The sequence below is a fragment of the Pseudomonas corrugata genome (assembly GCF_050920615.1).
GTDB classification, from domain to species: domain Bacteria; phylum Pseudomonadota; class Gammaproteobacteria; order Pseudomonadales; family Pseudomonadaceae; genus Aquipseudomonas; species Aquipseudomonas corrugata.
In genome coordinates, this window is the sequence record NZ_CP130434.1 from 1,394,043 (window position 1) to 1,419,611 (window position 25,569).

Genomic DNA, 25,569 nt, shown 5'->3' on the forward strand with positions numbered 1-25,569 from the left:
CTTGAGTCACAGCACTGAGGGTTCAAACATGACAACCAACAAGAAAAAAACAGATGCTCGCATGGTCGGCACGATTATCGTCAATACGCCATCTTCGGTAACTTTTACAGAGGTCAATGCGACGTTGTTCAACAGTGATGGCAACAACGCCAGCGGCGGATTTCTGCAAGGAGGGCTGAGAGCGTGGAAGCGAGGAAAAAAAGACGACGCCGCGATTTTTATCGGCTTCCCGGCCGCACAAGCGGGTAGCGACATGAAAACGTTTCAATATCCCGGTGATTTTGATGGTCCCTCTATACGGTGGGTTTTCATCGACGAAGAGGGTAAGCGTCATTCGGTCAGTACAGGGACAATCACTATAGAGTTCGGCAGATTCTTTAGCTTTTTTAAAGGTGTCTATTCTTTTGCTGATACGGAAGGCCAAGTTGTCAGAGGGTCGTTTGATGTGAGGTATGTGGAGTAATGCTGTAAACAGTTGCATCAGGAGGAAGCACTTGGCAGCTTGCTACGACCCGTTATCCAAGAACTCCGTCAATTTGTGGCGAGGGGCTTTAGCGAATCATCTCACCGCCTCGCTGGGGCTGCGCAGCGGCCCCAAATCGTTTAGCCAAAGCAGGGTGGTTTTTACTGGTTACTCTCTCTCTGCGGCTACCAACTATCTCGATAATCGAAGGAAATCTGGTAGACATAGGTGGACCAATCAATTGAATGCTGGAAATAAGGTTGGAGAATTTTTATCCATTCTTGGGAACATTGAAGCCGCCATTATTTATATTGTTTTCGATTGGAATCCCTAGGGCCTCAATGACAGCGCCATCTTCGCCCAAATCTTTCGAGTACTCTTCTCCTTCGTAGCATTCAGTTTGCTTGTCGAACCATTCCAGTCGTAGTTTGAGTCCCATTTAATCCTCACAAATACTTTTTGATATTACGGTTTTTTTGGGCGGCCTTTGTCTGCTCGCCAGTAAGATGATCGAATGCCCCTAGGTGGCTTTCATCGCTTGAGCGATAGGCTTCCAATTCGCCGTGTGAGGAATCCCATTCATAGATTGTTCTGCCCTTAGCATCAAGCCAGCGATGTCGTAGGCCTCCACCTCCCTGTACGGGTGTCTTTTTGATTCCTCTCTTCAAGTCAGGAAAACCAACTATTTCTTGTGTTTTCGGGGCCGGATGATAGTCGTGGCCGGCCTCGGCCAGGCCTTTTCTACGAACACTCAGAACCGCATAAACCGGCCGAACCCCCGAATCCCAGGTCGGCGACGTAGTGATCGGCGCGAGGAACCAGTTGAACGACGTCGACCATTTCCCAATCGCGGTTCTGGCCGGTATAGAACCCATACCCGGCGGCATGTGGCATTGGGGATTCAGCAGGTGATTGAGTTGAGTGAGTTGTTGGCGAATCGGGCGCTGGACATTGTTGAAGTGAGGTAAGGGAGAGTCGCTTGCCTGAGCAACATAAAAAAGGGTCTGGCTTGGCAGACCCTTTTTTTGTGGGCGTGTCGGAAGGGACTTGGTGTCGAAGCAGGAAAGCTTTGTATCACCGACACCGGCGGTCAGACGTGCGCCGCGCGCTCAAATACCTCATCAGCCCATTGGTTCAAGCTTTTTCCAGCGGTTTGAGCGGCAATGGTAGCGGCGGCATGAACTTCAGGACGAATGCGCAGCATCACCTTCCCTGAAGCAGGTTTCTCAGGGCTGACGCCTTGCTCGGCACAGTCCGCCAGATAATCCTCAACAGCACTGGCAAACTCGGCACGCAGATGCGTCACTGAGTCGGCATGAAAGCTGATGATGTCACGCACGCCCAGAACTCGACCGACGAAGATGTCGTCACGCTCGTCAAACTCAACTCGGGCGGTATAGCCCTTATAGGTCATGCTATTCATAGCTCAACTCCTGCTCGCTGGAGAAATTCGCGAGCTTCTTCTACCTGATATTTCTTGGCTTCTTTTCCAGGGTGCGGCCGATGGCAGCGCCACTGGGCCTCTCGTAACACGAGCTTGACCCGCGAGCCTTCGCGTTCCAACACTTGGCCGCCCAGATGAATGACCAATGCCTCGATGTCAGCAAACACTATCGCTGCGCTGGTTGGCGTTCGGTAGATCGCGTCAAGGGTCTTTCGGTGTCTGTTCTTCATTTTGGGCATGCTATCAAAAGAAGATAGCACTATCCAGCCAGTCCAGCGCCATTGAAGCCTGATGAGGGGCTATGCCCAGGTTCGGGAACGGCAGCATAGGCCGACCCCAGCAGGGCGATCAGATCCTATCTCCAAAGCTGACAGCCGACATCGCCTTCGCCTTTGCCTACAACTACGCCAGAATCCGCCGGCTTGTGCGCCTTGGACCTCGCCGGTGGTTTGAGTCCTGTCGCGGCTCATCAGTGAGCGGTCGTGAGCCATTGGCCGGAGGCTTGGGTTGCAATAGTAGCGGCGGTACGCACTTCAGGACGAACCCGCAGCAACATCTTCCGGAGGAGCTGACTGATGATCAGCAAAGCGAAAATAAAAAGCGTGAAACCTGCCCCTGGCAAACATGCCTTGCAGGTGGAGTTCGTCAACGGTAAGCGCTACGACGTGGACCTGCGCGAACACGTTCGCCAATTTCCGGCGCTCAAACCCTTGGAAGACCTGTCGCTGTTCGCCACCGCCCAATTGGGTGAATGGGGTTTCGATGTGAGCTGGGGTGATGAGATTGAACTCGCCGCTGTTACCTTGCACCGGTTGGCGTTGGAACAGGCCGGTGAGGTGATGCCTAGCTAAGCGTCCAAAGGCTGGTCACCTAGTGCCAGCACAACCCGTCCAAACCTGGCGTGCTCATCCCGCGGTGTAATCGCCAATAAGTGATCCAGACGTATCTCCCGACGACCCTCCGCGGTTTCAACCTCAAGAAACTCCTCCCGCGTGCGAGCGGTACGCGTGGTGATCGCGCGGGCTGTCAGGCGTTGGCCGTCAGTCAGTTCGATGTCCAGCGTGTAGCCGTACAGGCAGGCAATCTCCAGGTAGTCATGCAAGTCGCAGTTCAAGGGTTGATAGGGGTTCATCTCATTGCCTCGATGGTCATGGCGGTGCTCACCCATTAGGACAACAGCGACCGAACAGGATGGCCCACCTGTCGGTCGCAAGGGCCCAGCGTGATTCAGCGCAATTGATTCAACATCGTCTGCAGTTGGCTAATGCGCGCCTCGTCGAGTGGGAACACCGGCAAGCGCGGATCGCCCACTTCCAGGCCCAGGCTGCATAGACCGGCCTTGATGGTGGCCGGCAAGCCGCCCTTGAGGATGAAGTCCAGCAGCGGCAGTTGACGATAGAACAGCGCCCGGGCCCGGGTCAGGTCGTTGGCCAGCACGGCGTCATACAGGTCGAGGTTGAGCTGCGGGATAAGGTTCGGCGCTGCAGTGCACCAGCCCTTGGCGCCGGCCGCGAAGGCTTCCAGGGCCAGTGGGTTGCAACCGTTGTAGAACGGCACCTGGCCCTCGCCCAACAGCTGCAGCTTGTGCATGCGCTGGATGTCGCCGGTGCTCTCCTTGACCATGGTGACGTTCGCCACCGCGTTGAAAATCCGCAAGATCAGCTCCACAGACATGTCGATGCCGCTGGTGGCTGGGTTGTTGTACAGCATGATAGGCAGGTCGATGCTGGCGCCGATGGCCTGGTAGTGGGCCAGGATTTCCGCCTCGCTCAGTTTCCAGTAAGAGGCCGGCAACACCATCACGGCATCGGCGCCCTTCGCTTGGGCAAAACGTGCGCGGCGTACCGCCTTGGCGGTGGTCAGGTCCGACACGCTGACCACCGTCGGCACCCGGCCGGCGACGCGGGCAATGCTGAACTCGCTGACCTGATCCCACTCCGCATCGCTCAGGTAAGCGCCCTCGCCGGTGCTGCCCAAAGGCGCGATGGCGTGGACGCCGCTGTCGATCAGGCGGTCGATGGACTGGCCCAGTGCGTCCAGGTCCAAGCCTTGGCCGTCGGCGGAGAAGGGCGTGATGGTGTAACCGATGATGCCGTGGATATTGGGGGTAGACATGGCGTGGCTCCTAATGGGTTCAGTTCAGACAATCGGCGTGTTGGCGCAGGTTCTGCCGGGCGTAGTAGTTGAAGGCGGCGGCGTGACGCTTGGGGCGGGCGATCCAGTCGTGGGCTTCGCGGCCCAGGTGAGGCAGGATCGGTTTCACCTCGCCGGCGGCCATGGCCAGCAGTTGCAGCTTCGCGGCGCGTTCGATCAGTTGGGCGATGTTGCAGGCTTCCTCCACCGTGGCGCCGGTGGACAACTGGCCGTGGTGGGAAAGCAGGATGGCGCGCTTGTCACCCAGAGCACCGGCGATCAATTCGCCTTCCTCATTGCCCACCGGCACACCCGGCCAGCCCTCCAGAAACGCGCAATCTTCGTAGAGCGGGCAGAGGTCCATGTGGGAAATCTGCAGCGGCACCTCCAGCATCGACAGCGCGGCGATGTGGGTCGGGTGGGTGTGGATGATGCAATTCACATCCGGCCGGGCGCGGTAGACCCAGGTGTGAAAACGGTTGGCCGGGTTGGGAATGCCGTGGCCCTCCAGCACCTCCAGGTCTTCGTTGATCAGCAGCAGATTGCCGGCGGTGATTTCATCGAAGCCCAGGCCCAATTGCTGGGTGTAGTAGGTGCCCGGCTGCGGCCCGCGCGCAGTAATCTGCCCGGCCAGGCCCGAGTCGTGACCGTTTTCGAACAGGATGCGGCAGGTCAGGGCCAGCTTTTGTCGTACAGTCCACGTATTATCCGGCAGTGATTTTTGCATCTGGTTAACAGCGTGCTGGACCAACTGGTCCTTGGGTGTCGCCAGTGTCTTGCTCATATCCGTTCTCCTGATTCGTTCTTTGACCGTTCTTGATCCGCGTCATGGAAGCTGTGGAAGGAAGGTGCTAATGACACAAAAAATACTATATGACACAAAGTGTCATTTGCAACCTTTGATTGTCCGTTTCCCAGGAATTGTTGGTTACCTATGTCCATTCGCTTGAAATTGCTCAGGAAAAAACTCGGCATGACACTGGACGTCCTGGCCGAAAAAACCGGGATGACCAAGAGCTACCTGTCCAAGGTGGAGCGCGGGCTGAGCACGCCCTCCATCGCCACCGCGCTCAAGCTCGCCAAGGCGCTGAACGTCAACGTCGAAGAATTGTTCTCCGAAGAAAACGTCTCCCTCGACAGCTACAGCCTGGTGCGCAGCGAAGACCGGCGCTCGCTGGCGTCGAGCAGCGGCAGCTCCGAATACGCGGTCCTGGCCCATCAGGTCTCCGAGCGCAGCCTGCTGCCCTTCATCCTCTACCCCGCGACCGAATTCACCGCGCACCACGCGTTCAAGGAACACACGGGGGAGGAGTTTCTATTCGTGCATGAGGGGCAGGTGGAAGTGGATTTCATGAACGAGCGCGTGCTGCTGAATCGCGGCGATGCCTTGCATTTCAATGCGCAGAAGCCCCATCGGCTGCGTTCGGTGGGGGATGTTCAGGCGCAGTTGTTGGTGGTGGTGCATAGCGATGAGTCGGGAGAGAAGGGCGAGGGCGCCTAGTGGCTCCAATCGCAGGTAACCAACGTGGCGAGGGAGCTTTCTCCCGCTGGGCTGCGTAGCAGTCCCCTCCTATAAGCTAAGCGCCGAACGGCATCGGGCACCTGTTCGGACCAATCGAGTGGCGTCCTGTCAGTAAAGACCGACAGACACCAGCGACGAAAGCTCGCCAAGCCACAGCGCCTTGCGCCTTTGCCTACAACTACGCCAGAATCCGCCGGCTTGTACGCCTGGGGTCGCGTCGGTAGTTTTGGACCTGTCATTGATTGTCAGTGATCGGGTTTAGCAGCTCGTGGTGAAACAGGTTGTGCAAGGCGTCATCCAGTCAGGATTCCCATCCTGCACTTGATGGTGGCTGTGCGCAGGGCGTCCCCGGACGCGCCGGTTTCTTGTTTCCCCGGTCTGCTAACCTGCGTACAGCTGCCTCCCATCGTTTAGCAGCGAGTGGGTGATGGCTCCTACTACAGGAAGCAAGACGATGGTAAAAGTTACACCGAATCCTCCAGCTACTGATGAACCCACCTCCCGCGCCCAGTTCGCCCGCAACAAGAAAATCGACGACGCTGACACGCGAGCGTTAGATTTTTATCTGAAGCCCAAGCCTAAGAACGAAACGTCTGACAAGTCCGATTCCATTTTACGGATTGATCCGGGGGTAGATTCTGAGTGTTTGCTTGCGAATCTGAGTGAGAATCTGGCTTCGGCGAATGCCATGATTAGTGATTTGGCGTTTGATCTGGATGGGTCACGACGGCGGGTTGCGTTGGGGATTTTGCAGGTGATTGAGGTGAGTGAGCTGTTGGCGAATCGGGCTTTGGATATTGTTGAGGTAAGGTAGCCGAGGCGCTTGCTTCCAGGACAAGAAAGGTCTTCCATAACTAGGCCTTTCTTGTCCTCAGAGAAATGGACTCCTGGATAAACCACCGGTTTCCCCTGTTCGGCGAAGCCTAAGGGATAAGGGCGAAAACGCTGGTGAAACCCAAGTTTCTGGATAAACACGCCGATAAGGCTGCGGACGAATCTCACACGAAGGACTGGAGAATGTTTTATCCACGTGAAGCTGAAAAAGATCATCTCTATAACCGAATAGTCCTGCTTACCGTTGCGTGCTGTGTGCTGCTGTTCCTGCCCTCCCTGGCAAAAGACTCAGGGTCCATTTATGGGACGACTCGATGGAGTGCTGTCGAGGTAAAGGCACGGTGACGCAACTGGAAAGCATCCCGATGAATAAGAACGGCGTAATCACTCATTTCCGGTATAGAGACAGTGATCAACAAGTCTATGAGACGAGTACTCGGGCCAACTCTACAATGAAAATTATCAGTACTAGGTAGGTGAAGAGGTTTCGCTGCTTTACTCGCGCTGGTTCCACCAAATCAGCAGTATCACCGCCAAGCTTCACACCTTGCGCGCCAGCTGTAACATCATGGTTAGCGGGGCTTGCTGACATTGGTGTGCTTCGGGATCTTCTTCATGACGTTTGGACGCATCTATGATATGAAGGAGGTACATCACTTTATTGAAGGTCAGCCCGTCCCGGCGCCGTGGGCCCCAGCCCACATGCCTTGCGCCTTTGGGAACGCTACACTAAAAGTAGCCAGCCCGTGCGCTTTGGGTTGCGACGACAGTTTGGGTTTGGTTACTGCTGGCCCTGAGGAGCTTGTTCCTAGCCTTCCAGTCGATCCGACGCAGACGGAGGCATGCGAAACTTTTGGCTTTCAGTTCATCAAGAGTTAAGTCACTATTCTCCCAGTTCTTATAGGTAAAGTGATCCGAGATTGTCTAGTGAAATTGCCCTTATGTTGAGATCGTGCTTATGAGTGATGAAGAGAATTTAGAGGGGATTGACGAGCAGCAAGGTATGGGCTGGGGGGAGTATCCCTTGGACTCAGTTTTCGTCAGAACTGAGCAGCGTACCGTTGGTGAAGTTGTAAAAAGAATTGGTGCTGATAGATTTATTCTAAATCCGGATTTTCAGCGAGACTTTGTGTGGAGTGCTGAGAAACAGTCGCGTCTCATTGAATCGTGTTTGATGAGAATTCCGCTTCCGGTATTTTATGTGGCTGAAGCCAAGGATGGAAGAATTATTGTTGTCGATGGCCTTCAGCGTCTTACAAGTTTTTATCGTTATCTGAATAACCAGTTTGCATTGTCCGGCTTGGACTCTGGCGCTGAGGAAAAAAAACATCCTTTAACCGGCGATAAATATGAAGACTTGCACGTGAGTCTGCAGGAGCGAATCGAGGATACTCAGCTTACTTTGTATATCTTGGATGCTAAGGCGCCGGAAAGAGCGAAGCTTGACATATTCGAGAGGGTAAATAGTGGCGATCCTCTTACTCGTCAACAAATGCGCAACTGTCTTTACAATGGGCCTGCTACTTTGTGGTTAAAGGAAGCTGCCAATAATGAAACTTTTATTACCACGACGGGAGGCTCGTTAGATAGAAAGAAAATGCGTGACAGAGAAGCTATAAATCGTTTTCTAGCGTTCTATCTGTTAGGTGAGGCCTCTTATAGAGGGGGGGATATGGATTATTTTCTGGCCTCCGGTCTGGATATGTTTAATGGGCTGCCACCAAATGAAAGAAACGAAATTTCTGAGGCTTTTATTCACTCGATGAGGGTTAATAAATTTCTATTTAAAGATCATGCATTTCGAAAGTCGTTAGGTGCCTTGCCGCATGCTAACAGATCTGTTTTAAATATTGCGCTGTTCGATGTCCTGTCAGTAGTTTTTGCGGGAGTTGATAAAGATTCAGTTCTCCAAAACCAAGCAGCCCTTAGGGCTGCAGTTAAAGGCCTGATCGCTGATGAGGATTTTGCAAATTCAATTTCTTATTCAACAAACAGCACTAAGCAGGTGAGTAATAGGTTTAGTATAGGGAGAAGTAAAATAATGGAGGCTCTGCTGTGATTGAGAAGATTGGACTGACAGATTTCAAATGTTTTCTGAAACTGTCCTTGGATTTTAGACCTTTGACCTTGCTTACCGGCTTTAATGCCGCTGGCAAGTCGACTGCCACTCAGGCGTTACTGGCTATCACACAAACCTGCAAGGAGAAAGTAGTAAGTCCCGAATTGTTAATTAACGGGTCGATGATAAATCTGGGGTCGCCGGGAGATATCGTAAATGACCAGTCGAAAGGAAATTCAACTGGCATTGAGGTGCATTCGGAGACTGAGTGTATCGCTTTTGATCTTCAAGCAAATAGCGATAGTGATAGCAATTTGTTTGTAAGGAAGATTGTAAAAACTGAGTTGGGTGAAGTCAAAACTTTTTCAACTGGTTCAGAGGTGATGACAGCCTTGCTGTCTATTTCTGGAGTGTCAACGAGAAAAGAAGGAACCTTAAGTGAAACAATTAATGATATTATTTATATCAGTGCTACTAGGAATGGTGCGCTAGATATATATTCTGCGCCTAGAAGGAGCTCTGTAACTCATGCAGATGTGGGGCCTAATGGCGAGTACGCTGCATGGTGGTTTGCCAAATATATTGATGAAGAAGTTCCACAAAGCCGCTGCCATCCATCGGATTCTGCTAGGACGTTCAGGCGACAGTTTAATGCTTGGGCTTCCAGTATTTTTCCTGGTGTTGAAGCGAATGCAAATAAGATTCCAGGAACTGATTTCATAAAGTTGCAGTTTCGATCAGGTCCTACTGATAACTGGCGGAGGCCTGGAAACATTGGATATGGTTTGACTTATGTTTTTCCGATATTGGTTGCATGTTTGCTTGCAAAAAAAGGGCAAGCAATTGTAATCGATAGCCCGGAAGCACATTTGCATCCGCTAGGACAGTCCAGAATCGGCGTGTTTTTAGCAGCTATTGCCGAAAGTGGTGTACAAGTAGTGGTTGAGACTCACAGCGATCATATATTAAATGGAGTGCGCATTGCTGCGAAGCAAGCTGTTATAAGCTCTGAGAATATCCTTATTCATTTCTTTCAGGGCGGCAGGCAATCCGAAAATGAGCCTCCGCCAATTGTCACATCGCTAGTTTCCCCTGAGGGTAGTTTGAGTGATTGGCCTCAAGGGTTTTTTGATCAGGCTGAGAAAGATCTAGCAGAGCTGGCTGGGTGGAATAATGGATAGACTTATAGTTAACGATCTTTCTTTAAAGCGCCAAGCTGATGGTATTCGTTCGTTAAATCAACAATTAATCTCAACGGTAAAGTTGATATCTTCGTTGGCTATAGCTCGTGAGCTGGTTAGGTGCTCAAGAAATTTGATAAATAGTATTGTATGTGATGATAAGCCTCTGATCAGATATGTGGCTGAAAATTTTGAGCGCGATGTTAGGCTGCAGATAATGACTTGGCTCACCAATCATGGGCCGTTTTGGGATGATGCCCGTGCAGAGGTTGATTTTGATAGTTTTAATTATGAGGGCGTAAATATAACGGAGCAGGGGTTGGGCGAGGCAGGAAGGCTGCATTCGTTAGGCGTGAATGCGTGGTCTTATAGCTTTATAGGTGGCGAGTTCAATTTCTGTGGTACGCCGATTTTGATATCGCATAGCTTGGATGATCTTGTAGTTGGTAATTATGAGGTTGAGAATATTTGGGATATAGAACATGTTGGTGAGAAGTTGCGTGCTTTTATTCCTCTGCCTGCGAGCTGGGAGGAAATGCTGCAAGTCGCTGTTGGTTCGTTTCGATTTTTAACCTTTGTGCATGAGCCGCATCTAAATTTAATTGCAACGCCTTTTTCTCAGGGTGCTTGTAAGAGGGTGCTTGTTTTGTTGAGGGTTCTCGATAGGATCGCCGAAAACACCAATGATGACGGCTCTCGTAATGATGTTGCAACGGAGCTATATAATACTTATTTTATAGGTGAGGCACCTTATTTTACTGACGAGTCGGAATCTAATAAAATAGATTTTAGAGCAGAGCTAACGTTTTTAGATCCGGATGGTGTCCATGTGTTCGCTCCTTGGCACGGAAAAATTAATTCACCGAAGATAAGAATTCATTTTGAATGGCCTCGCCCATCGAAGCAAAGAAATATAAAAATTCTTTTTGTAGGACCTAAAATAACGAAAAAATAAATATTTAAGAGTGGTGTGTTTTGTCGAGGAAAGGGGGGCGGATTCATTTCTCAGCTGTCGGCCAGGAATTCCGTACCTTCCCTCTTGATCACTGCATCCCGAGTCGATACTTACTGTCACCACCCACCCGCTGCTAACCAACATCCCTCACTAGCCACAACCCTAATTCACGCTTACCGTCTCGCCACCTCGTATTACCACGGCTGCTGAACCCGGTGCTCGCGAGGAAACGACCATGGAATGAAAAAAGGGGGCGATTCACTTTCTATAGCTGAGCTGGTCCGTCTCCTTTGTTACCTAGATTGGCTTGGCGTAAACGCCCGGCGCTCGGTATGTCTAGCGGTAGAGTATTAGTCTCCCCGTGCTTTTCCTCGTTTAAGCAGCTTAGATACGCGTGTCGCAGCGCCCCATGCAAATTGACCAAAACCGACCAGCAGGCGCTTCAGTGCACGGAGACACTGGCCCAGGCGATGCCGTGCAGCCCTAAGAACACGACGCCTATCAGCCGCAGGCCGTGCATCAATCAAACACAGCTTGGTAGTCGCCAAGGCCACTTTTGCTCCGACCGCTACAGCGACAGCAAGGAAATACAGCCAACGCTCTTGGCTTTGTCATGTTGGCTGACTAGCGCCGACAACTGCTTCAGGGAAGGCTTGGCACCGGCGAGCCAGGGAATGATGCATTCGCTGGCCAAGGCTACGGTGTGGCTGCTGATATTTTTGTCTACAAGTCCCGGCGGACCATCAGGACTGACCGAGCAGTAGCCGCGGGGGACGTACTCGCAGGTGCTGGAGAGTGGCGATGAGCGCGAGATGACGTTAGAGAGGTACTTCACGGGGCACAACCGTTGGTTGTAGTCGTTGATCTTTGTGCGAATGGCGGTCACGTCCTCATCACTCATGGTTCTTCTATTCGCGGCGTAGAACCCTTTGGAGTCGTCCGGTGCGTAACCTATGAAGTAGCCGACTTCACCTTCCTTGATGTGAGTAAAGGTCCACTGTGAATTGCTGCTCCACTGGCACGACTTCAGGCTATCCAAGCCATTGGTCTTACAGTAATCATCGTAGCGCCTGATCTGGCCCAACAGGAACGCGCTGGCGTCCTGGATGCTTGCTGTCGCTTCCTTCAGCAGTGCGGCGTCTTCATTGGCGCCGTTGTCCGCCACGAAAAATACTGCTGCAACCAATGCCAGCGGAAACCAGAAGTGATCATATACTTGGCGGAAGCGTTCGGTGAGGTTGAGGTTGTCATAAATAAGAACCATGACAGCCCATCCAGTGAGGGCGCAAAGCATCAACAGGGGAATCAGCCCGACTTCGCTGCCCAGCTTTCCAACGCCATTAACGGTGTAACGAATGGGCAGATAATTGATGATTGGGAAAAAGCCCAGGCAGTTCAACACGCCTGGTAGGAGCAAGAGCGCGAAGAAGATGAACACGCCTCGCTTCTTGCTCACTGTAAAGGCCGCTGCTGCTAGCAGGGGAATCAGCAGCAGTGACAGCATCATCAGATAGCCCAGCGTGCTCACCATCGCTTCATCGGGTGACCAGTAAGTTCCAGTGATTTGCCCAGCGTCGTTACGCCCGGTGAAGGTCGATGATACGACGCCAAGACCTTCCAGGATCTGGTGCAGGTTGTAGGCAGCGCCGTGGAGAAATTTTACGTAAGGGTAGAAAAAATCCCCTATTGAAATTGACATCAATCTCAGTCCTTCAATTCGTTTGCCAATCCATGGTTACGTAGAAGAGAGCGTGAAAAACGGCCAGATAATTTGCGAGTCTATCCGAGGCGGACCGCTCGCTCGATCTTAAGCTGCAAGTGCTCTTATCATCGCGAGAGAGTAAACGTTTCCCTCACCAGATCCCCATAATAGAGGGGATAGTCGGTCGTCGGCGGTGAATATTAAATGAGTGGATGATAGCTCTATTAGTTTAGAGTCAGTCAATCCAAATTGCGGGAAGTAGGGGTTTTGCAGGTCGTCGTTGAGATTGGAATCTATCTCTTTGAATGTTTCAAAAATGGTTCTGGCAATTTCAAAGGCTTTCTCTTGAGCATAACCCTTTAAATCTAGAAGGTTGGAGACCTCTGCGGCAATGTATTTCGTTGTGCAGCCCTCTCCAAATGGTTGGATGGCTTTAAGCAGCAAATCATAGTCGCCAACGCTAAAGTCTTTCAGTCGCTTCGAGCTGGAGATGAACCTGCCTTCTTCTACGCTGCCAATTATCAGCAATAGCAGAAGGTTGGTATCAATAATTATGTTTCTTTTGTGGCTGGGCACCGATCTTTTTTTGTTTTTGGCCATCTTATTGGCCTTTGTAACGCTTGAATCCCTTGAGTGATCCATCTTTAGATGAGACTAAAAAAGTCTTGTACTCTTTCCGCTTGCCCAAAACAGTGGCCAATTCAAAAAGCGGCGTTCTAGTACGAGTTCCTGAGAGCGGTGAGGGGGTACGGTCGATATCGTAGCTAAAGGTCACCTCATACCGCGAATTGTCATCTGAAATGACAATCTCCTCCAGAACTATGTTACTTGCTCCCTGTACAAAATCATTGAAGCCATTACGGGCGGCCGCTTCAGCCTCTTTAAAGTTGATCATGATTTCCTCCTGACGGGCCAACCGGCGTAAATAAATGTGTCATGTCCTGCTCAAAGAACATCCCGCAGATAATCCCTCAGAATGATAGCTGGAGCATAAAGCCCTTCCATCGTTTGTGCAGCACCAAAATTCTTTGCCAAACGATGCAGCTCACAACCAAGGACCGTATCCACCCCACCTACTGCCGCCAGCGCCAGATCCAAGCACCGACAGATTTCACTCTGAATCCCTGCCACATCCCCTCGCCGCACCAGCAACCCAAAAACCTCCCGATCACACCCGCCCATCAACGGATCATCCCGCAGGATCGGGCTGTGGCCTTCCGTCTCATAAGCCAGCTTCAGCGAGTAAAGAGCGACCGTTTCCAGCAGCAATTCCATGGGGGTGAAGTCCTTAGTGACTGGGTGAGGGGGATGTGGTGAGACTGGGTTGATGGCTCATGTCTTGGGAAGCGGATTGGGGCCGACCTTGGGGATGCTGGGGTCGTGGGTATTTGGGGGCCGCTTCGCGCCCCAGCGGGGATAAATCCCCTCGCCACAAAGGGAGTGATTAGCCATGACCCAAGCAGACCCAAGCCAATCATCGGGATTGGCTTGGGTCATCGCCAACCACTTTCCTGCAGGCGAAAAAAAAGACCTTGAATTTCAAGGTCTTTCTTTAAGATGGTGCCCCGAGGGAGACTCGAACTCCCACTCCTTTCGAAAACGGATTTTGAATCCGCCGCGTCTACCAATTCCGCCATCAGGGCTCAATGGCGGCGAAGTATAGAGAGGTGCCTACCGTTGGTCAATCACGTTTCATGGTGAATTTTTGATATTTCCGCTAGACTTTCCGGCCCTGCTAGACGAACCCCATCATGCGTGTTGCTGACTTTACCTTCGAACTCCCGGATTCGCTGATCGCTCGCCACCCTCTGGCCGAGCGTCGCGCCAGTCGACTGTTGACCCTGGATGGGGTCAGCGGTGCCATGGCTCACCGTCAATTCACTGATTTGCTTGAGCATTTGCGCCCGGGCGATTTGATGGTGTTCAACAATACCCGGGTGATTCCGGCGCGGTTGTTTGGCCAGAAGGCCTCCGGCGGCAAGCTGGAGATTCTGGTGGAACGGGTGCTGGACAGTCACCGTGTGCTGGCCCATGTGCGCTCCAGCAAGTCGCCTAAACCCGGTTCGTCGATCCTGATCGACGGTGGCGGCGAGGCGGTGATGGTGGCGCGGCATGATGCGTTGTTCGAGCTGGCGTTTGCCGAAGAGGTGTTGCCGCTGCTCGACCGTGTCGGGCACATGCCGTTGCCTCCTTATATAGATCGCCCGGACGAAGGTTCGGACCGCGAGCGCTATCAGACCGTGTACGCCGAGCGCCTGGGGGCGGTGGCGGCGCCGACGGCGGGGCTGCATTTCGATCAGCCGTTGCTGGAGGCGATTGCCGCCAAGGGCGTCGAGACCACGTTCGTGACGCTGCACGTCGGCGCTGGTACGTTCCAGCCGGTGCGGGTGGAGCGTATCGAAGACCACCACATGCACAGCGAATGGCTGGAAGTGAGCCAGGACGTGGTCGATGCCGTGGCGGCCTGTCGCGCTCGCGGCGGGCGGGTGGTGGCGGTGGGGACCACCAGCGTGCGGTCCCTGGAAAGCGCTGCCCGCGATGGCGTGCTCAAGCCGTTCAGCGGCGACACCGATATCTTCATCTACCCGGGCCGGCCGTTTCATGTGGTCGATGCCCTGGTCACCAATTTCCATTTGCCCGAATCCACGCTGTTGATGCTGGTTTCGGCGTTCGCCGGTTATCCCGAAGCCATGGCCGCCTACAAGGCCGCCGTCGAGCATGGTTACCGCTTTTTCAGCTACGGTGATGCGATGTTCATCACCCGTAACCCCGCGCCACGCGGGCCCGAGGAAACAGTATGAGTCGCACCTGTCGCATGTCCTTCGAGTTGCTGGCCACCGATGGCAAGGCACGTCGCGGTCGCCTGACCTTCCCCCGCGGTACGGTGGAAACCCCGGCGTTCATGCCGGTGGGCACCTACGGCACGGTCAAGGGCATGCTGCCACGGGACATCGAGGCCATCGGCGCGGAGATCATCCTGGGCAACACCTTCCACCTGTGGCTGCGTCCGGGCATGGAAGTGATCAAGGCCCACGGCGACTTGCACGATTTCATGCAGTGGAAAGGCCCGATCCTGACCGACTCCGGCGGTTTCCAGGTGTTCAGCCTGGGCGCCATGCGCAAGATCAAGGAGGAGGGCGTGACCTTCGCCTCGCCGGTGGATGGCGCCAAGGTGTTCATGGGCCCGGAAGAGTCGATGCAGGTCCAGCGCGACCTGGGCTCGGACATCGTGATGATTTTCGACGAATGCACCCCGTACCCGGCCGATGAGGACGTCGCACGGGTGTCCATGGAGCTGTCGTTGCGCTGGGCCCAGCGCTCCAAGAACGCCCATGGCGACAACACGGCGGCGCTGTTCGGTATCGTCCAGGGCGGCATGCACCAGGACCTGCGCATGCGCTCCCTCGAAGGCCTGGACAAGATCGGCTTCGACGGTCTGGCCATTGGCGGCCTGTCGGTGGGTGAGCCCAAGCACGAGATGATCAAGGTGCTGGATTATCTGCCGGGTCAGATGCCCGCTGACAAACCTCGTTACCTTATGGGCGTTGGCAAACCGGAAGATCTGGTTGAGGGTGTGCGCCGCGGGGTGGACATGTTCGATTGCGTGATGCCAACCCGTAATGCCCGCAATGGGCATCTGTTCATCGACACGGGCGTGCTAAAGATCCGTAACGCGTTCCATCGCCATGATAGTTCGCCGCTGGATCCGACCTGCGACTGCTACACGTGCAAGAACTTCTCCCGCGCTTATCTGCATCATTTGGACAAGTGCGGCGAAATGCTCGGTAGCATGCTGAATACGATCCACAATTTGCGCCATTACCAGGTGCTTATGGCTGGTTTGCGCGAGGCTATTCAACAGGGTACATTGGCCGCCTTCGTCGAGGCCTTCTATGCCAAGCGCGGGTTGCCTGTTCCGCCTTTGGACTGAGTTTTCCGATCCCTAGATTCAATACTTGCAACTGGAGTGCTAAATGAGCTTTTTTATCTCTAACGCCATGGCTGATGCCGCTGCTCCCGCAGCCGCGCCTATGGGTGGCGGTTTCGAGTGGATTTTCCTGGTCGGCTTCCTGGTCATCTTCTACCTGATGATCTGGCGTCCACAGGCCAAGCGCGCCAAAGAGCAGAAGAACCTGCTTGGCAGCCTGCAGAAGGGCGACGAAGTGGTGACCACTGGCGGTATCGCCGGCAAGATCACCAAAGTGGCCGACGATTTCGTGGTGCTGGAAGTGTCCGACACCGTTGAAATGAAGTTCCAGAAGGGCGCTATCGCGGCCACGCTGCCAAAAGGCACGCTGAAAGCGATCTAAGGTTTCAAACATCTCTTCAATCGACGGGGCGCGCAAGGCGCCCCGCGTCATAAGCGGGCGGCGTGATGCTGAACAAATACCCTCTGTGGAAATATGTACTGATCCTGGCGGTGCTGGCGATCGGTCTGATTTATTCCGCTCCCAACCTCTACCCGGATGACCCGGCCATTCAGGTCAGTGGCGCAAGCACTGCCTTGCAGGTCACCCAGGCGGATCTGGACCGTGCGAGCGCAGCGCTCAAGACCTCCGGTATCGAAGTCAAGGCTGCGTCTGTTGCCGATAACGGCAAGGGCGGCCTGTTGCGCCTGGCCAAGGCTGAAGACCAGCTGCCGGCCAAGGACGTGGTGCGCAAGGCGTTGGGTGACGATTACGTCGTAGCCCTGAACCTGGCCCAGACCACCCCGCAATGGCTGCGCAAATTCGGCGCGCATCCGATGAAGCTGGGCCTGGACTTGTCCGGCGGTGTGCACTTCCTGCTGGAAGTGGACATGGACAAAGCCCTCGACGCGCGGATGAAAGTCTACGAAGGCGACGTCAAGAGCCTGTTGCGTAAAGAGCGCGTGCGCTATCGCAGCCTGCCGGCCTTCAACGGTGCCATTCAGCTGGGCTTCAGCGATGAAGATACCCGCGAACAGGCCCGTGCGCTGGTCCGCAAGACCTTCAACGATTTCGACATTGTGCCGGCCGACCTCAATGGCCAACCGGTGCTGCGTCTGGCGATGACCCCGGCCAAGCTGGCGGAAATCCGCGAATACTCCATCAAGCAGAACTTGACCACCGTGCGTAACCGGGTCAACGAGCTGGGTGTGGCCGAACCGATCGTGCAGCGCCAGGGCGCCAACCGCATCGTGGTCGAGCTGCCGGGTGTGCAGGACACCGCCGAAGCCAAGCGTATCCTCGGCAAGACCGCCAACCTGGAGTTCCGCCTCGCGGCCGAGCCGGGTGCGTCCAAGGCCACTTCCGAGAGCTTCGAGTTCCGTGAGGGCAACCGCCCGGCGGCGCAGATCGAGCGCGGCCTGATCATCACCGGTGACCAGGTCACCGACGCCAAGGCGAGCTTCGACGAGCACGGTCGTCCACAGGTGAACATCCACCTCGACGGCCACGGCGGCGAACTGATGAGCCGCGCCACGCGCAGCAACGTCGGTCGCAGCATGGCAGTGATCTTCATCGAGCAGAAGCCGGTCACCACCTACACCAGGCAGGTGGTCAACGGCGTCGAGAAAGACGTTGCGGTGCAGACGTTCAAGGAAGAGAAAAAGATCATCAGCCTGGCGACCATCCAGTCGCCACTGGGCAGCCAGTTCCGCATCACCGGTCTGAACGGCCAGGGTGAATCCTCCGAGCTGGCCCTTCTGCTGCGCGCCGGTGGCCTGGCCGCACCGATGTACTTCGCTGAAGAGCGCACCATCGGCCCGAGCCTGGGTGCGGACAACATCACCAAGGGTATCGATGCGTCGCTGTGGGGCATGCTGTTTGTGTCGCTGTTCATCATCGCCATCTATCGCTTCTTCGGCATCATCGCCACCGTCGCGCTGGCGGTGAACATGGTGATGCTGCTGGCCCTGATGTCGCTGCTGGGTGCCACGCTGACCCTGCCGGGTATCGCCGGTATCGTGTTGACCATGGGTATGGCGGTGGACGCCAACGTGCTGATCTTCTCGCGGATACGTGAAGAGATCGCCGCGGGCATGTCGATCCAGCGTGCAATCAACGAAGGCTTCGGCCGGGCATTCACCGCGATCCTCGACGCCAACCTGACCACGTTGCTGGTAGGCGGGATTCTCTTCGCCATGGGCACCGGCCCGGTCAAGGGCTTCGCAGTGACCATGTCCCTCGGGATCTTTACCTCGATGTTCACAGCCATCATGGTGACCCGCGCGATGGTCAACCTGATCTTTGGCGGTCGTGACTTCAAGAAGTTGTGGATTTAAGGGGCTGCCATGTTACGTACAATCAACTTCATGGGCGTTCGCAACGTTGCGTTCGGCGTCACATTGTTCCTCACTGTGCTGGCATTGTTCAGTTGGGCCACCAAGGGCCTGAACTACGGCCTGGACTTCACCGGCGGTACGCTCATCGAGCTGACCTACGAGCATCCGGCCGACGTGACCAAGGTGCGTGAGCAGTTGGCGAGCTCGGGCTACAGCGAGGCCATCGTGCAGAGCTTCGGTGCAACCACCGACCTGCTGGTGCGCATGCCGGGTGAAGACCCGCAACTGGGCCACCAGGTCGCCGAAGCCTTGCAGAAGGCCGGCGGCGACAACCCGGCGCAGGTCAAGCGCGTCGAGTTCGTGGGCCCGCAAGTGGGTGAAGAACTGCGCGACCAGGGCGGCCTCGGCATGCTGATGGCGCTGGGCGGGATCCTGATCTACCTGGCCTTCCGCTTTCAGTGGAAGTTTGCGGTGGGCGCCATTGTCTCGCTGATCCACGACGTGGTCGTGACTCTGGGTATCCTGTCGTTCTTCCAGGTCACCTTCGACCTGACGGTGCTGGCGGCGGTGCTGGCGATCATCGGTTACTCGCTCAACGACACCATCGTGGTGTTCGACCGGGTGCGTGAGAACTTCCGCGTACTGCGCAAGGCCTCGCTGATCGAGAACATCAACATCTCGACCACTCAGACCCTGCTGCGGACCATGGCGACGTCGATCTCCACCTTGCTGGCGATTGCCGCGTTGCTGTTCTTCGGTGGCGACAACTTGTTCGGTTTCTCCATTGCGCTGTTTATCGGTGTGCTGGCGGGTACCTACTCGTCGATCTACATCGCCAACGTGGTGCTGATCTGGCTGAACCTGAGCACTGAGGACCTGATTCCTCCGGCGGCCACCGACACTGAAGTGGACGACCGTCCGTAAGGCTCGTCGCTCCGCCCGTCACCGCTGAAAAGGCGCGAGTTGAACTCGCGCCTTTTTTTATGCTCCAAGGCTGGGAGAAGAGCGGATTATTCCGCTGGTGATGGCCAGGAGGTTCAAGTGAACAAATCGATGCTGGTTGGTGCGGTATTGGGTGCTGTCGGTGTCACTGCCGGTGGTGCGGTCGCCACCTACAGCTTGGTGAAAAGTGGTCCTGAGTATGCACAAGTACTGGCGGTGGAGCCGGTCAAGACTCAGATCAAAACCCCGCGTGAAGTCTGCAAGGACGTCACCGTGACCCGGCAGCGGCCGGTCCAGGATCAACATCAGATCGCCGGTACTGTGTTGGGCGCCGTGGCGGGTGGCCTGTTGGGTAACCAGATCGGCGGCGGCACCGGCAAGAAAATCGCCACCGTGGCCGGTGCAGCCGGTGGTGGTTATGCCGGTAACAAGATTCAGGAAGGCATGCAGGAACGCGACACGTACACCACCACCCAAACTCGCTGCAACACTGTCAATGACATCAGCGATAAGGTGGTTGGCTACGACGTGCGCTACATGCTCGACGGCAAGGAAGGCAAGGTTCGCATGGACCGCGACCCGGGCAACCAGATCCCGGTGAACAAGGAAGGCCAACTGATCCTGGGCCAGAACCAACCGGCGCAGTGATCCAGCCGCTATGAAAAAAGCACCCTTCGGGGTGCTTTTTTTGCGCCTGAATTCTGGGCTGTAGATCGTTCCCACGCGGCGCGTGGGAACGATCAATTACCGAAAATCAGGCATAAAAAAACACCCCGAAGGGTGCTTTTTCTGTAGCCGAGTTGCTTAACGCTTCAACGAAGTCGGCAGATGCGGCTGGATTGCGGTAAGCACAGCCTTGAAGCACTTGGTGTTGCCGGCAACGATATGACCTTTTTCAAGGAAGTCGTGACCGCCGGTAAAGTCGCTCACCAGGCCGCCCGCTTCCTGGATCAGCAGGGCGCCCGCTGCCATGTCCCATTCGGACAGGCCCGATTCCCAGAATGCATCAAAACGGCCTGCCGCCACATAAGCCAGGTCCAGGCTTGCGGCGCCGGCGCGGCGGATGCCGGCGGTCTGGCCGACCAGGGCGCGGAACATGCCCAGGTAGTTGTCCAGATTGTCCATCTGGTCATCGCGGAACGGGAAGCCGGTACCCAGCAGGGCGCCGTCCAGGCTGGTGCGACCGCTCACCCGCAGGCGGCGACCGTTCAGTTGGGCGCCACGGCCACGGCTGGCAGTGAATTCTTCCTGGCGAACCGGATCCAGCACAACGGCGTGTTCCAGGCGGCCACGGTATTTGCAGGCGATGCTGACGGCGAAGTGAGGAATGCCGCGCAGGAAGTTGGTGGTGCCGTCCAGTGGATCGATGATCCACAGGTACTCTTCGCCCTCGATGCCGGTGCCGGCGTGCATGCCGGTCTCTTCACCCATGATCGAGTGGTTCGGGTAAGCCTTGCGCAGGGCATCGACGATTTTCTGTTCGGCGGCACGATCAACCTCGGACACGTAGTCCTTGGCGTCTTTTTCATCGACCTTGATGGTATCCAGGCGCTCGATGGAGCGGAAGATCAGTTCACTGGCGCTGCGGGCGGCGCGCAGCGCGATATTCAGCATGGGCTGCATGGATGTGTCACCTAAGGTTGTTAAAGAAAGCCGGGCATTCTATCAGAAAGTTTTCCGAGGAGAAGGTTGGCGTTCGCTTTCATAGCTTAACGGTAGGTGCTTAGGTAAGATTTGCTCCCTTTATCGTGTTCGAGAGCGCCTCCCTTGTTGCAGAACATTCGTGTCGTCCTGGTCAATACCAGCCATCCGGGCAATATCGGCGGAGCTGCGCGGGCCATGAAGAACATGGGCCTGTCGCGGCTGGTGCTGGTCGAGCCTCGCTTGTTTCCTCATCACGAAGCCGACGCCCGGGCTTCCGGTGCCGGTGACATCCTGGCCGGTGCCCAGGTCGTCGCCACCCTGGAAGACGCCCTGGTGGGTTGCAATCTGGTGCTCGGCACCAGTGCCCGCGACCGCCGCATCCCCTGGCCATTGCTCGATCCCCGCGAATGCGGGACGAAAGTGGTCGAGGAGGCCGCGCAGGGTATCGAAATCGCACTGGTGTTCGGCCGTGAAGACTCCGGCCTGACCAACGACGAGCTGCATCGATGTCACTTTCACGTGCATATCCCTTCCGACCCCGGATTCAGTTCCCTGAACCTTGGGGCGGCGGTGCAGGTGTTGAGCTATGAGGTGCGTATGGCCTGGCTGGCAGCCGAAGGCAGGCCAAGCAAGGTCGAAAAATATGAGGCGACGTCGCCGCGCAGTGAGACACTGGCGACCATGGACGAACTGGAGCGATTCTATGAACACCTGGAACAGACCCTGGTGGACATCGAATTCCTCGACCCGGACAAGCCTCGGCACTTGATGGCGCGCCTGCGTCGGTTGTACGGACGAAGCTCGGTCAGCCGGGCGGAGATGAATATATTGCGCGGCATCCTCACGGAAACCCAAAAAGCGGCCCGTGGCGAGCTGATTAAGCGGAAGGATTAAAATGTTCGATCGTTTGCGTGAAGATATCCAAAGCGTTTTCCATCGTGACCCGGCGGCGCGCAACGCCTTTGAAGTGCTGACCTGCTACCCGGGAATGCACGCGATCTGGCTCCATCGGCTGTCCGGCGCCTTGTGGAATATGGGCTGGAAGTGGCTGGCACGGCTGGTTTCCAACTTCGGCCGCTGGCTGACCGGGATCGAGATCCATCCGGGCGCCAAGGTCGGTCGCCGGTTCTTCATCGACCACGGCATGGGCATCGTCATCGGCGAAACTGCCGAAATCGGCGATGACGTGACCCTGTATCAGGGGGTGACCCTGGGCGGTACCAGTTGGAACAAGGGCAAGCGCCACCCGACCCTGGGTGACGGTGTGGTGGTCGGCGCGGGCGCCAAGGTACTCGGTCCGTTCACCGTGGGTGCGGGGGCGAAGGTCGGCTCCAACGCCGTGGTTACCAAGGCCGTGCCGCCTGGCGCGACCGTGGTGGGTATTCCGGGGCGGATCATCATCAAGTCCGATGACGAGCAGGACGCCCGGCGTAAGGCCATGGCCGAGAAAATCGGCTTCGATGCCTACGGTGTCGGCGAAGACATGCCCGACCCGGTTGCCCGCGCCATCAACCAACTGCTCGATCACCTGCAGGCCGTCGACGGCCGCCTGGAGGGGATGTGCGGCGCCCTGAAGGACCTGGGCAGTAATTACTGTGCCAAGGACCTGCCTGAACTGCGCGAGGAAGATTTCGCGTGTGTGAAGGACAAGGATCAGAGCCAGGTCGGCTGATCGAGGCGTCTGCATCGCGGGCAAGCCTTGCTCCCACAGAGGTCTCCACTGGGTCTGTGGGAGCAAGGCTTGCCCGCGATGAACGATAACGCGGTATCGCTGGTCCCCGGCAATCAGCCTTTGCTATCATGCGCGCGCTCTTTCGCGGGTAAACCCGAGTGCTACACTAGGTCTTATAGTTGACTTAATTACTCGGGAATTGCATACTCGCCCCATTCCGAACTCCGTGGTAATTGTCCATGCGACTGACTACAAAAGGCCGATACGCCGTGACCGCAATGCTGGATCTGGCATTGCATGCGCAGCACGGGCCGGTGTCCCTGGCCGATATCTCCGAGCGCCAGGGCATTTCCCTGTCTTACCTTGAACAACTGTTCGCCAAGCTGCGTCGCAGCAACCTGGTGTCCAGTGTGCGTGGTCCCGGTGGCGGCTATCAGCTGTCGCGGGACATGCAAGGCATCCAGGTCGCCCAGGTGATCGATGCGGTGAACGAATCGGTCGATGCGACCAAATGTCAGGGGTTGGGCGACTGCCATGGCGGCGATACTTGCCTGACCCATCATCTGTGGTGCGACTTGAGCCTGCAGATCCACGAGTTTCTGAGCGGTATCAGCTTGGCTGACCTTGTCACTCGCCGTGAGGTGCAAGAAGTAGCCCAGCGTCAGGACCAGCGCCGTTGCAATGGCAAGGCGCCGCACCTGGACAAGATTGAAGCGTCCGCCGTCGAATGACTGCCGCAGAGCAAGCGGAACGCCAGCCAGCCTGATTTAGGAGAGAGTCCATGAAATTGCCGATTTACCTTGATTACTCTGCGACCACCCCGGTTGACCCACGTGTCGCGCAGAAGATGAGTGAATGCCTGCTGGTCGACGGAAACTTCGGTAACCCGGCCTCCCGCTCCCACGTGTTCGGCTGGAAAGCCGAGGAGTCGGTCGAGAACGCCCGTCGCCAGGTCGCTGACCTGGTCAACGCGGACCCGCGTGAAATCGTCTGGACCTCCGGTGCCACCGAGTCCGACAACCTGGCAATCAAGGGTGTCGCGCACTTCTATCACACCAAGGGCAAGCACCTGATCACCTCCAAGATCGAGCACAAGGCTGTCCTGGACACCACGCGCCAACTGGAGCGTGAAGGTTTCGAAGTCACCTACATCGAGCCTGGCGAAGACGGCCTGATCACCCCGGCCATGGTTGAAGCCGCACTGCGCGACGACACCATCCTGGTTTCGATCATGCACGTGAACAACGAAATCGGCACCATCAACGATATCGAAGCCATCGGCGAGCTGACCCGTTCCCGGGGCGTCCTGTTCCACGTCGACGCGGCCCAGTCCACCGGCAAGGTCGACATCGATCTGTCGAAGCTCAAAGTCGACCTGATGTCGTTCTCCGCCCACAAGACCTACGGTCCTAAAGGCATCGGCGCGCTGTACGTGAGCCGCAAGCCGCGTGTTCGCCTCGAAGCGACCATGCACGGCGGCGGTCACGAGCGTGGCATGCGTTCCGGCACCCTGGCGACCCACCAGATCGTCGGCATGGGCGAAGCCTTCCGTGTGGCCAAGGAAGACATGGCCGCCGAGAACGTGCGCATCAAGGCCCTGAGCGACCGTTTCTTCAAGCAGGTCGAGCACCTGGAAGAGCTCTACGTCAACGGCAGCATGACCGCCCGCGTACCGCACAATCTGAACCTGAGCTTCAACTACGTTGAAGGCGAGTCGCTGATCATGGCGCTCAAGGATCTGGCCGTGTCGTCCGGTTCGGCGTGCACCTCTGCGTCCCTCGAGCCTTCGTATGTACTGCGCGCCCTGGGCCGCAACGACGAACTGGCCCACAGTTCGATCCGCTTCACCTTCGGCCGCTTCACCACCGAAGAAGAAATCGATTACGCCGCGCAGAAAGTCTGCGAGGCCGTCACCAAGCTGCGCGCACTTTCGCCGCTGTGGGACATGTACAAAGACGGCGTCGACATTTCGAAAATCGAATGGGCGGCGCACTGAGAAGTCGCCACCAGAGCGGCTCCACTGATGAGGATTGAAGCAAATGGCATATAGCGAAAAGGTCATCGACCACTACGAGAACCCGCGCAACGTCGGCAAGATGGACGCGCAGGATCCTGATGTCGGCACCGGCATGGTCGGCGCCCCGGCGTGCGGCGACGTGATGCGTCTGCAGATCAAGGTCAACGAGCAAGGCATCATCGAAGATGCCAAGTTCAAGACCTACGGCTGCGGCTCGGCCATCGCGTCCAGCTCCCTGGCCACAGAGTGGATGAAGGGCAAGACCCTTGATGAAGCCGAAACCATCAAGAACACCCAGCTGGCCGAAGAACTGGCCCTGCCGCCAGTGAAAATCCACTGCTCGGTACTCGCTGAAGACGCCATCAAGGCTGCCGTTCGCGACTACAAGCAGAAGAAAGGCTTGATCTGAACCGCGACAGGTAAGGAGTTTTCATGGCTATCCAGATGACAGAAGCAGCCGCCAGGCACATACAGCGCTCCCTCGCGGGGCGCGGCAAGGGCGAGGGCATCCGCCTGGGTGTTCGCACCACGGGTTGTTCCGGCCTTGCCTATGTACTGGAGTTCGTCGATGAAGTCGGCGAAGACGATCAGGTGTTCGAAAGTCATGGTCAGAAAGTGATCATCGACCCGAAGAGCCTGACGTACCTGGACGGCACCGAGCTGGATTTCGTCAAGGAAGGGTTGAACGAAGGCTTCAAGTTCAACAACCCCAACGTGCGCGGTGAATGTGGCTGCGGCGAAAGCTTCAACATCTGAG

31 protein-coding genes, 1 tRNA gene and 2 pseudogenes are annotated in these 25,569 nt (G+C 56.0%); 21 read left to right on the forward strand and 13 right to left on the reverse strand.

What is annotated here, in order from left to right; translation table 11 throughout:
• The first annotated feature begins 28 nt into the window (after positions 1–28).
• Positions 29–463, forward strand: coding sequence for a hypothetical protein (locus tag QZH45_RS06145; RefSeq protein ID WP_024777021.1), 435 nt, complete (start codon positions 29–31; stop codon positions 461–463).
• A 31-nt stretch (positions 464–494) separates the two neighbouring features.
• Positions 495–797, forward strand: coding sequence for a hypothetical protein (locus QZH45_RS06150; RefSeq protein ID WP_420902220.1), 303 nt, complete (start codon positions 495–497; stop codon positions 795–797).
• On the opposite strand, the gene QZH45_RS06155 is transcribed toward QZH45_RS06150, so the two are convergent.
• Both QZH45_RS06155 and QZH45_RS06160 read right to left on the reverse strand, forming a co-directional pair.
• Positions 735–902 carry a colicin E3-like toxin immunity protein gene (locus tag QZH45_RS06155; protein ID WP_420902219.1) on the reverse strand — a complete coding sequence of 56 codons (168 nt, stop codon included), beginning with the start codon at positions 900–902 and terminating at the stop codon, positions 735–737. The genes QZH45_RS06150 and QZH45_RS06155 overlap by 63 nt on opposite strands.
• A 7-nt stretch (positions 903–909) precedes the next feature.
• A pseudogene (locus tag QZH45_RS06160) lies at positions 910–1,342 on the reverse strand (colicin E3/pyocin S6 family cytotoxin); the annotation flags it as partial.
• Here QZH45_RS06160 and QZH45_RS06165 point away from each other — a divergent pair.
• Positions 1,339–1,431: pseudogene (locus tag QZH45_RS06165) on the forward strand (DUF6124 family protein); the annotation flags it as partial. The pseudogenes QZH45_RS06160 and QZH45_RS06165 overlap by 4 nt on opposite strands.
• A 122-nt stretch (positions 1,432–1,553) precedes the next feature.
• On the opposite strand, the gene QZH45_RS06170 reads toward QZH45_RS06165, so the two are convergent.
• Entirely contained in the window at positions 1,554–1,886 is a 333-nt protein-coding gene (locus QZH45_RS06170) for a type II toxin-antitoxin system HicB family antitoxin (protein WP_024777022.1), read from the reverse strand.
• The gene (locus tag QZH45_RS06175; protein WP_335718863.1) at positions 1,883–2,146 is read right to left on the reverse strand and encodes a type II toxin-antitoxin system HicA family toxin; all 264 of its coding nucleotides are present in this window, start codon (positions 2,144–2,146) and stop codon (positions 1,883–1,885) included. Before QZH45_RS06175 ends, QZH45_RS06170 begins: the two co-directional genes overlap by 4 nt.
• A 336-nt stretch (positions 2,147–2,482) precedes the next feature.
• Between QZH45_RS06175 and QZH45_RS06180 the strand changes: the two genes are divergently transcribed.
• Complete coding sequence (locus QZH45_RS06180; RefSeq protein ID WP_053192592.1) at positions 2,483–2,758, forward strand: DUF2442 domain-containing protein; 276 nt, start codon at positions 2,483–2,485, stop codon at positions 2,756–2,758.
• On the opposite strand, the gene QZH45_RS06185 is transcribed toward QZH45_RS06180, so the two are convergent.
• The 3 genes from QZH45_RS06185 to QZH45_RS06195 all read right to left on the reverse strand — a co-directional run bounded on the left by QZH45_RS06185 (position 2,755) and on the right by QZH45_RS06195 (position 4,824).
• Positions 2,755–3,039, reverse strand: a complete 285-nt coding sequence (locus tag QZH45_RS06185; RefSeq protein WP_055136127.1) for a Rho-binding antiterminator — start codon at positions 3,037–3,039, stop codon at positions 2,755–2,757. The two genes, QZH45_RS06180 and QZH45_RS06185, sit on opposite strands and share 4 nt — an antisense overlap.
• A gap of 95 nt (positions 3,040–3,134) precedes the next feature.
• Positions 3,135–4,022, reverse strand: coding sequence for a dihydrodipicolinate synthase family protein (locus tag QZH45_RS06190; protein WP_055136126.1), 888 nt, complete (start codon positions 4,020–4,022; stop codon positions 3,135–3,137).
• A gap of 19 nt (positions 4,023–4,041) precedes the next feature.
• Positions 4,042–4,824 carry an aldolase gene (locus tag QZH45_RS06195; protein ID WP_024777027.1) on the reverse strand — a complete coding sequence of 261 codons (783 nt, stop codon included), beginning with the start codon at positions 4,822–4,824 and terminating at the stop codon, positions 4,042–4,044.
• A 150-nt stretch (positions 4,825–4,974) separates the two neighbouring features.
• Here QZH45_RS06195 and QZH45_RS06200 point away from each other — a divergent pair, with 150 nt between their 5' ends.
• The 5 genes from QZH45_RS06200 to QZH45_RS06220 all read left to right on the forward strand — a co-directional run bounded on the left by QZH45_RS06200 (position 4,975) and on the right by QZH45_RS06220 (position 10,591).
• Complete coding sequence (locus tag QZH45_RS06200; RefSeq protein WP_055136125.1) at positions 4,975–5,541, forward strand: helix-turn-helix domain-containing protein; 567 nt, start codon at positions 4,975–4,977, stop codon at positions 5,539–5,541.
• 475 nt (positions 5,542–6,016) lie between these two features.
• Positions 6,017–6,376 carry a DUF6124 family protein gene (locus QZH45_RS06205; RefSeq protein WP_055135221.1) on the forward strand — a complete coding sequence of 120 codons (360 nt, stop codon included), beginning with the start codon at positions 6,017–6,019 and terminating at the stop codon, positions 6,374–6,376.
• A gap of 978 nt (positions 6,377–7,354) precedes the next feature.
• Positions 7,355–8,455, forward strand: coding sequence for a DUF262 domain-containing protein (locus tag QZH45_RS06210; RefSeq protein ID WP_055135223.1), 1,101 nt, complete (start codon positions 7,355–7,357; stop codon positions 8,453–8,455).
• Positions 8,452–9,636 (forward strand): AAA family ATPase, encoded by a 1,185-nt coding sequence (locus tag QZH45_RS06215; protein WP_199275397.1) that lies wholly within the window; start codon positions 8,452–8,454, stop codon positions 9,634–9,636. The genes QZH45_RS06210 and QZH45_RS06215 overlap by 4 nt, the downstream gene beginning before the upstream one ends.
• Positions 9,629–10,591, forward strand: coding sequence for a hypothetical protein (locus QZH45_RS06220; RefSeq protein WP_152979040.1), 963 nt, complete (start codon positions 9,629–9,631; stop codon positions 10,589–10,591). The genes QZH45_RS06215 and QZH45_RS06220 overlap by 8 nt, the downstream gene beginning before the upstream one ends.
• Before the next feature lie 568 nt (positions 10,592–11,159).
• Here QZH45_RS06220 and QZH45_RS06225 read toward each other — a convergent pair.
• From QZH45_RS06225 to QZH45_RS06245, 5 genes are all read right to left on the reverse strand, one after another.
• Positions 11,160–12,290, reverse strand: a complete 1,131-nt coding sequence (locus tag QZH45_RS06225) for a hypothetical protein (protein ID WP_152979012.1) — start codon at positions 12,288–12,290, stop codon at positions 11,160–11,162.
• 108 nt (positions 12,291–12,398) lie between these two features.
• Complete coding sequence (locus QZH45_RS06230) at positions 12,399–12,893, reverse strand: hypothetical protein (RefSeq protein ID WP_055135226.1); 495 nt, start codon at positions 12,891–12,893, stop codon at positions 12,399–12,401.
• Between the two features lies 1 nt (position 12,894).
• Positions 12,895–13,188 (reverse strand): hypothetical protein, encoded by a 294-nt coding sequence (locus tag QZH45_RS06235; protein WP_055135227.1) that lies wholly within the window; start codon positions 13,186–13,188, stop codon positions 12,895–12,897.
• 50 nt (positions 13,189–13,238) lie between these two features.
• Positions 13,239–13,568, reverse strand: coding sequence for a hypothetical protein (locus tag QZH45_RS06240; RefSeq protein WP_055135228.1), 330 nt, complete (start codon positions 13,566–13,568; stop codon positions 13,239–13,241).
• Between the two features lie 283 nt (positions 13,569–13,851).
• A tRNA-Leu gene (locus tag QZH45_RS06245) sits at positions 13,852–13,936 on the reverse strand.
• Positions 13,937–14,044: 108 nt separating this feature from the next.
• Here QZH45_RS06245 and queA point away from each other — a divergent pair.
• The 6 genes from queA (at position 14,045) to QZH45_RS06275 (ending at position 20,127) form a co-directional block, all read left to right on the forward strand.
• On the forward strand, positions 14,045–15,094 hold the full coding sequence (gene queA / locus QZH45_RS06250; RefSeq protein WP_053192626.1) for a tRNA preQ1(34) S-adenosylmethionine ribosyltransferase-isomerase QueA: 1,050 nt from the start codon (positions 14,045–14,047) through the stop codon (positions 15,092–15,094).
• A 14-nt stretch (positions 15,095–15,108) separates the two neighbouring features.
• Complete coding sequence (gene tgt / locus QZH45_RS06255; protein WP_162232179.1) at positions 15,109–16,224, forward strand: tRNA guanosine(34) transglycosylase Tgt; 1,116 nt, start codon at positions 15,109–15,111, stop codon at positions 16,222–16,224.
• A gap of 43 nt (positions 16,225–16,267) precedes the next feature.
• Positions 16,268–16,603: a preprotein translocase subunit YajC gene (gene yajC / locus QZH45_RS06260; protein ID WP_024777037.1), complete on the forward strand. Its 336-nt coding sequence runs from the start codon at positions 16,268–16,270 to the stop codon at positions 16,601–16,603.
• A gap of 65 nt (positions 16,604–16,668) precedes the next feature.
• Complete coding sequence (secD, locus tag QZH45_RS06265; RefSeq protein ID WP_053192630.1) at positions 16,669–18,537, forward strand: protein translocase subunit SecD; 1,869 nt, start codon at positions 16,669–16,671, stop codon at positions 18,535–18,537.
• Positions 18,538–18,546: 9 nt separating this feature from the next.
• Complete coding sequence (gene secF, locus QZH45_RS06270; RefSeq protein ID WP_055135229.1) at positions 18,547–19,461, forward strand: protein translocase subunit SecF; 915 nt, start codon at positions 18,547–18,549, stop codon at positions 19,459–19,461.
• A 117-nt stretch (positions 19,462–19,578) separates the two neighbouring features.
• Positions 19,579–20,127 (forward strand): glycine zipper 2TM domain-containing protein, encoded by a 549-nt coding sequence (locus tag QZH45_RS06275; RefSeq protein ID WP_047702176.1) that lies wholly within the window; start codon positions 19,579–19,581, stop codon positions 20,125–20,127.
• 156 nt (positions 20,128–20,283) lie between these two features.
• Here the strand turns inward: QZH45_RS06275 and suhB are convergent, their stop codons facing one another.
• A complete protein-coding gene (gene suhB / locus QZH45_RS06280; RefSeq protein WP_024777041.1) occupies positions 20,284–21,102 on the reverse strand; it encodes a type III secretion system regulator SuhB in 819 nt (272 codons plus the stop codon).
• Positions 21,103–21,246: 144 nt separating this feature from the next.
• On the opposite strand from suhB, the gene trmJ reads away from it, so the two are divergent.
• From trmJ to iscA, 6 genes are all read left to right on the forward strand, one after another.
• The gene (gene trmJ / locus QZH45_RS06285) at positions 21,247–22,017 is read left to right on the forward strand and encodes a tRNA (cytosine(32)/uridine(32)-2'-O)-methyltransferase TrmJ (RefSeq protein ID WP_055135230.1); all 771 of its coding nucleotides are present in this window, start codon (positions 21,247–21,249) and stop codon (positions 22,015–22,017) included.
• A 1-nt stretch (position 22,018) separates the two neighbouring features.
• Positions 22,019–22,795, forward strand: a complete 777-nt coding sequence (gene cysE / locus QZH45_RS06290) for a serine O-acetyltransferase (protein ID WP_024777043.1) — start codon at positions 22,019–22,021, stop codon at positions 22,793–22,795.
• 239 nt (positions 22,796–23,034) lie between these two features.
• Positions 23,035–23,526 carry a Fe-S cluster assembly transcriptional regulator IscR gene (gene iscR / locus QZH45_RS06295; protein WP_024777044.1) on the forward strand — a complete coding sequence of 164 codons (492 nt, stop codon included), beginning with the start codon at positions 23,035–23,037 and terminating at the stop codon, positions 23,524–23,526.
• 50 nt (positions 23,527–23,576) lie between these two features.
• The gene (locus QZH45_RS06300; protein ID WP_053192634.1) at positions 23,577–24,791 is read left to right on the forward strand and encodes an IscS subfamily cysteine desulfurase; all 1,215 of its coding nucleotides are present in this window, start codon (positions 23,577–23,579) and stop codon (positions 24,789–24,791) included.
• 43 nt (positions 24,792–24,834) lie between these two features.
• On the forward strand, positions 24,835–25,221 hold the full coding sequence (gene iscU / locus QZH45_RS06305; RefSeq protein ID WP_003185157.1) for a Fe-S cluster assembly scaffold IscU: 387 nt from the start codon (positions 24,835–24,837) through the stop codon (positions 25,219–25,221).
• Between the two features lie 23 nt (positions 25,222–25,244).
• Entirely contained in the window at positions 25,245–25,568 is a 324-nt protein-coding gene (gene iscA, locus QZH45_RS06310; protein ID WP_024777046.1) for an iron-sulfur cluster assembly protein IscA, read from the forward strand.
• Position 25,569: the final 1 nt, after the last annotated feature.

Excerpts from the sequence above, each read along its gene's own strand:
- secD (WP_053192630.1), top strand. The coding sequence starts at position 16,669 with ATGCTGAACAAATACCCTCTGTGGAAATATGTACTGATCCTGGCGGTG.
- cysE (WP_024777043.1), top strand. The coding sequence starts at position 22,019 with ATGTTCGATCGTTTGCGTGAAGATATCCAAAGCGTTTTCCATCGTGAC.
- QZH45_RS06235 (WP_055135227.1), bottom strand. The coding sequence starts at position 13,188 with ATGATCAACTTTAAAGAGGCTGAAGCGGCCGCCCGTAATGGCTTCAAT.
- QZH45_RS06155 (WP_420902219.1), bottom strand. The coding sequence starts at position 902 with ATGGGACTCAAACTACGACTGGAATGGTTCGACAAGCAAACTGAATGC.
- QZH45_RS06145 (WP_024777021.1), top strand. The coding sequence starts at position 29 with ATGACAACCAACAAGAAAAAAACAGATGCTCGCATGGTCGGCACGATT.
- QZH45_RS06225 (WP_152979012.1), bottom strand. The coding sequence starts at position 12,290 with ATGTCAATTTCAATAGGGGATTTTTTCTACCCTTACGTAAAATTTCTC.
- QZH45_RS06170 (WP_024777022.1), bottom strand. The coding sequence starts at position 1,886 with ATGAATAGCATGACCTATAAGGGCTATACCGCCCGAGTTGAGTTTGAC.
- iscA (WP_024777046.1), top strand. The coding sequence starts at position 25,245 with ATGGCTATCCAGATGACAGAAGCAGCCGCCAGGCACATACAGCGCTCC.
- iscU (WP_003185157.1), top strand. The coding sequence starts at position 24,835 with ATGGCATATAGCGAAAAGGTCATCGACCACTACGAGAACCCGCGCAAC.
- QZH45_RS06220 (WP_152979040.1), top strand. The coding sequence starts at position 9,629 with ATGGATAGACTTATAGTTAACGATCTTTCTTTAAAGCGCCAAGCTGAT.
- QZH45_RS06230 (WP_055135226.1), bottom strand. The coding sequence starts at position 12,893 with ATGGCCAAAAACAAAAAAAGATCGGTGCCCAGCCACAAAAGAAACATA.
- QZH45_RS06180 (WP_053192592.1), top strand. The coding sequence starts at position 2,483 with ATGATCAGCAAAGCGAAAATAAAAAGCGTGAAACCTGCCCCTGGCAAA.
- QZH45_RS06185 (WP_055136127.1), bottom strand. The coding sequence starts at position 3,039 with ATGAACCCCTATCAACCCTTGAACTGCGACTTGCATGACTACCTGGAG.
- QZH45_RS06195 (WP_024777027.1), bottom strand. The coding sequence starts at position 4,824 with ATGAGCAAGACACTGGCGACACCCAAGGACCAGTTGGTCCAGCACGCT.
- QZH45_RS06300 (WP_053192634.1), top strand. The coding sequence starts at position 23,577 with ATGAAATTGCCGATTTACCTTGATTACTCTGCGACCACCCCGGTTGAC.
- QZH45_RS06175 (WP_335718863.1), bottom strand. The coding sequence starts at position 2,146 with ATGCCCAAAATGAAGAACAGACACCGAAAGACCCTTGACGCGATCTAC.
- QZH45_RS06240 (WP_055135228.1), bottom strand. The coding sequence starts at position 13,568 with ATGGAATTGCTGCTGGAAACGGTCGCTCTTTACTCGCTGAAGCTGGCT.
- suhB (WP_024777041.1), bottom strand. The coding sequence starts at position 21,102 with ATGCAGCCCATGCTGAATATCGCGCTGCGCGCCGCCCGCAGCGCCAGT.
- secF (WP_055135229.1), top strand. The coding sequence starts at position 18,547 with ATGTTACGTACAATCAACTTCATGGGCGTTCGCAACGTTGCGTTCGGC.
- QZH45_RS06205 (WP_055135221.1), top strand. The coding sequence starts at position 6,017 with ATGGTAAAAGTTACACCGAATCCTCCAGCTACTGATGAACCCACCTCC.
- yajC (WP_024777037.1), top strand. The coding sequence starts at position 16,268 with ATGAGCTTTTTTATCTCTAACGCCATGGCTGATGCCGCTGCTCCCGCA.
- QZH45_RS06210 (WP_055135223.1), top strand. The coding sequence starts at position 7,355 with ATGAGTGATGAAGAGAATTTAGAGGGGATTGACGAGCAGCAAGGTATG.
- tgt (WP_162232179.1), top strand. The coding sequence starts at position 15,109 with ATGTCCTTCGAGTTGCTGGCCACCGATGGCAAGGCACGTCGCGGTCGC.
- iscR (WP_024777044.1), top strand. The coding sequence starts at position 23,035 with ATGCGACTGACTACAAAAGGCCGATACGCCGTGACCGCAATGCTGGAT.
- QZH45_RS06200 (WP_055136125.1), top strand. The coding sequence starts at position 4,975 with ATGTCCATTCGCTTGAAATTGCTCAGGAAAAAACTCGGCATGACACTG.
- QZH45_RS06190 (WP_055136126.1), bottom strand. The coding sequence starts at position 4,022 with ATGTCTACCCCCAATATCCACGGCATCATCGGTTACACCATCACGCCC.
- queA (WP_053192626.1), top strand. The coding sequence starts at position 14,045 with ATGCGTGTTGCTGACTTTACCTTCGAACTCCCGGATTCGCTGATCGCT.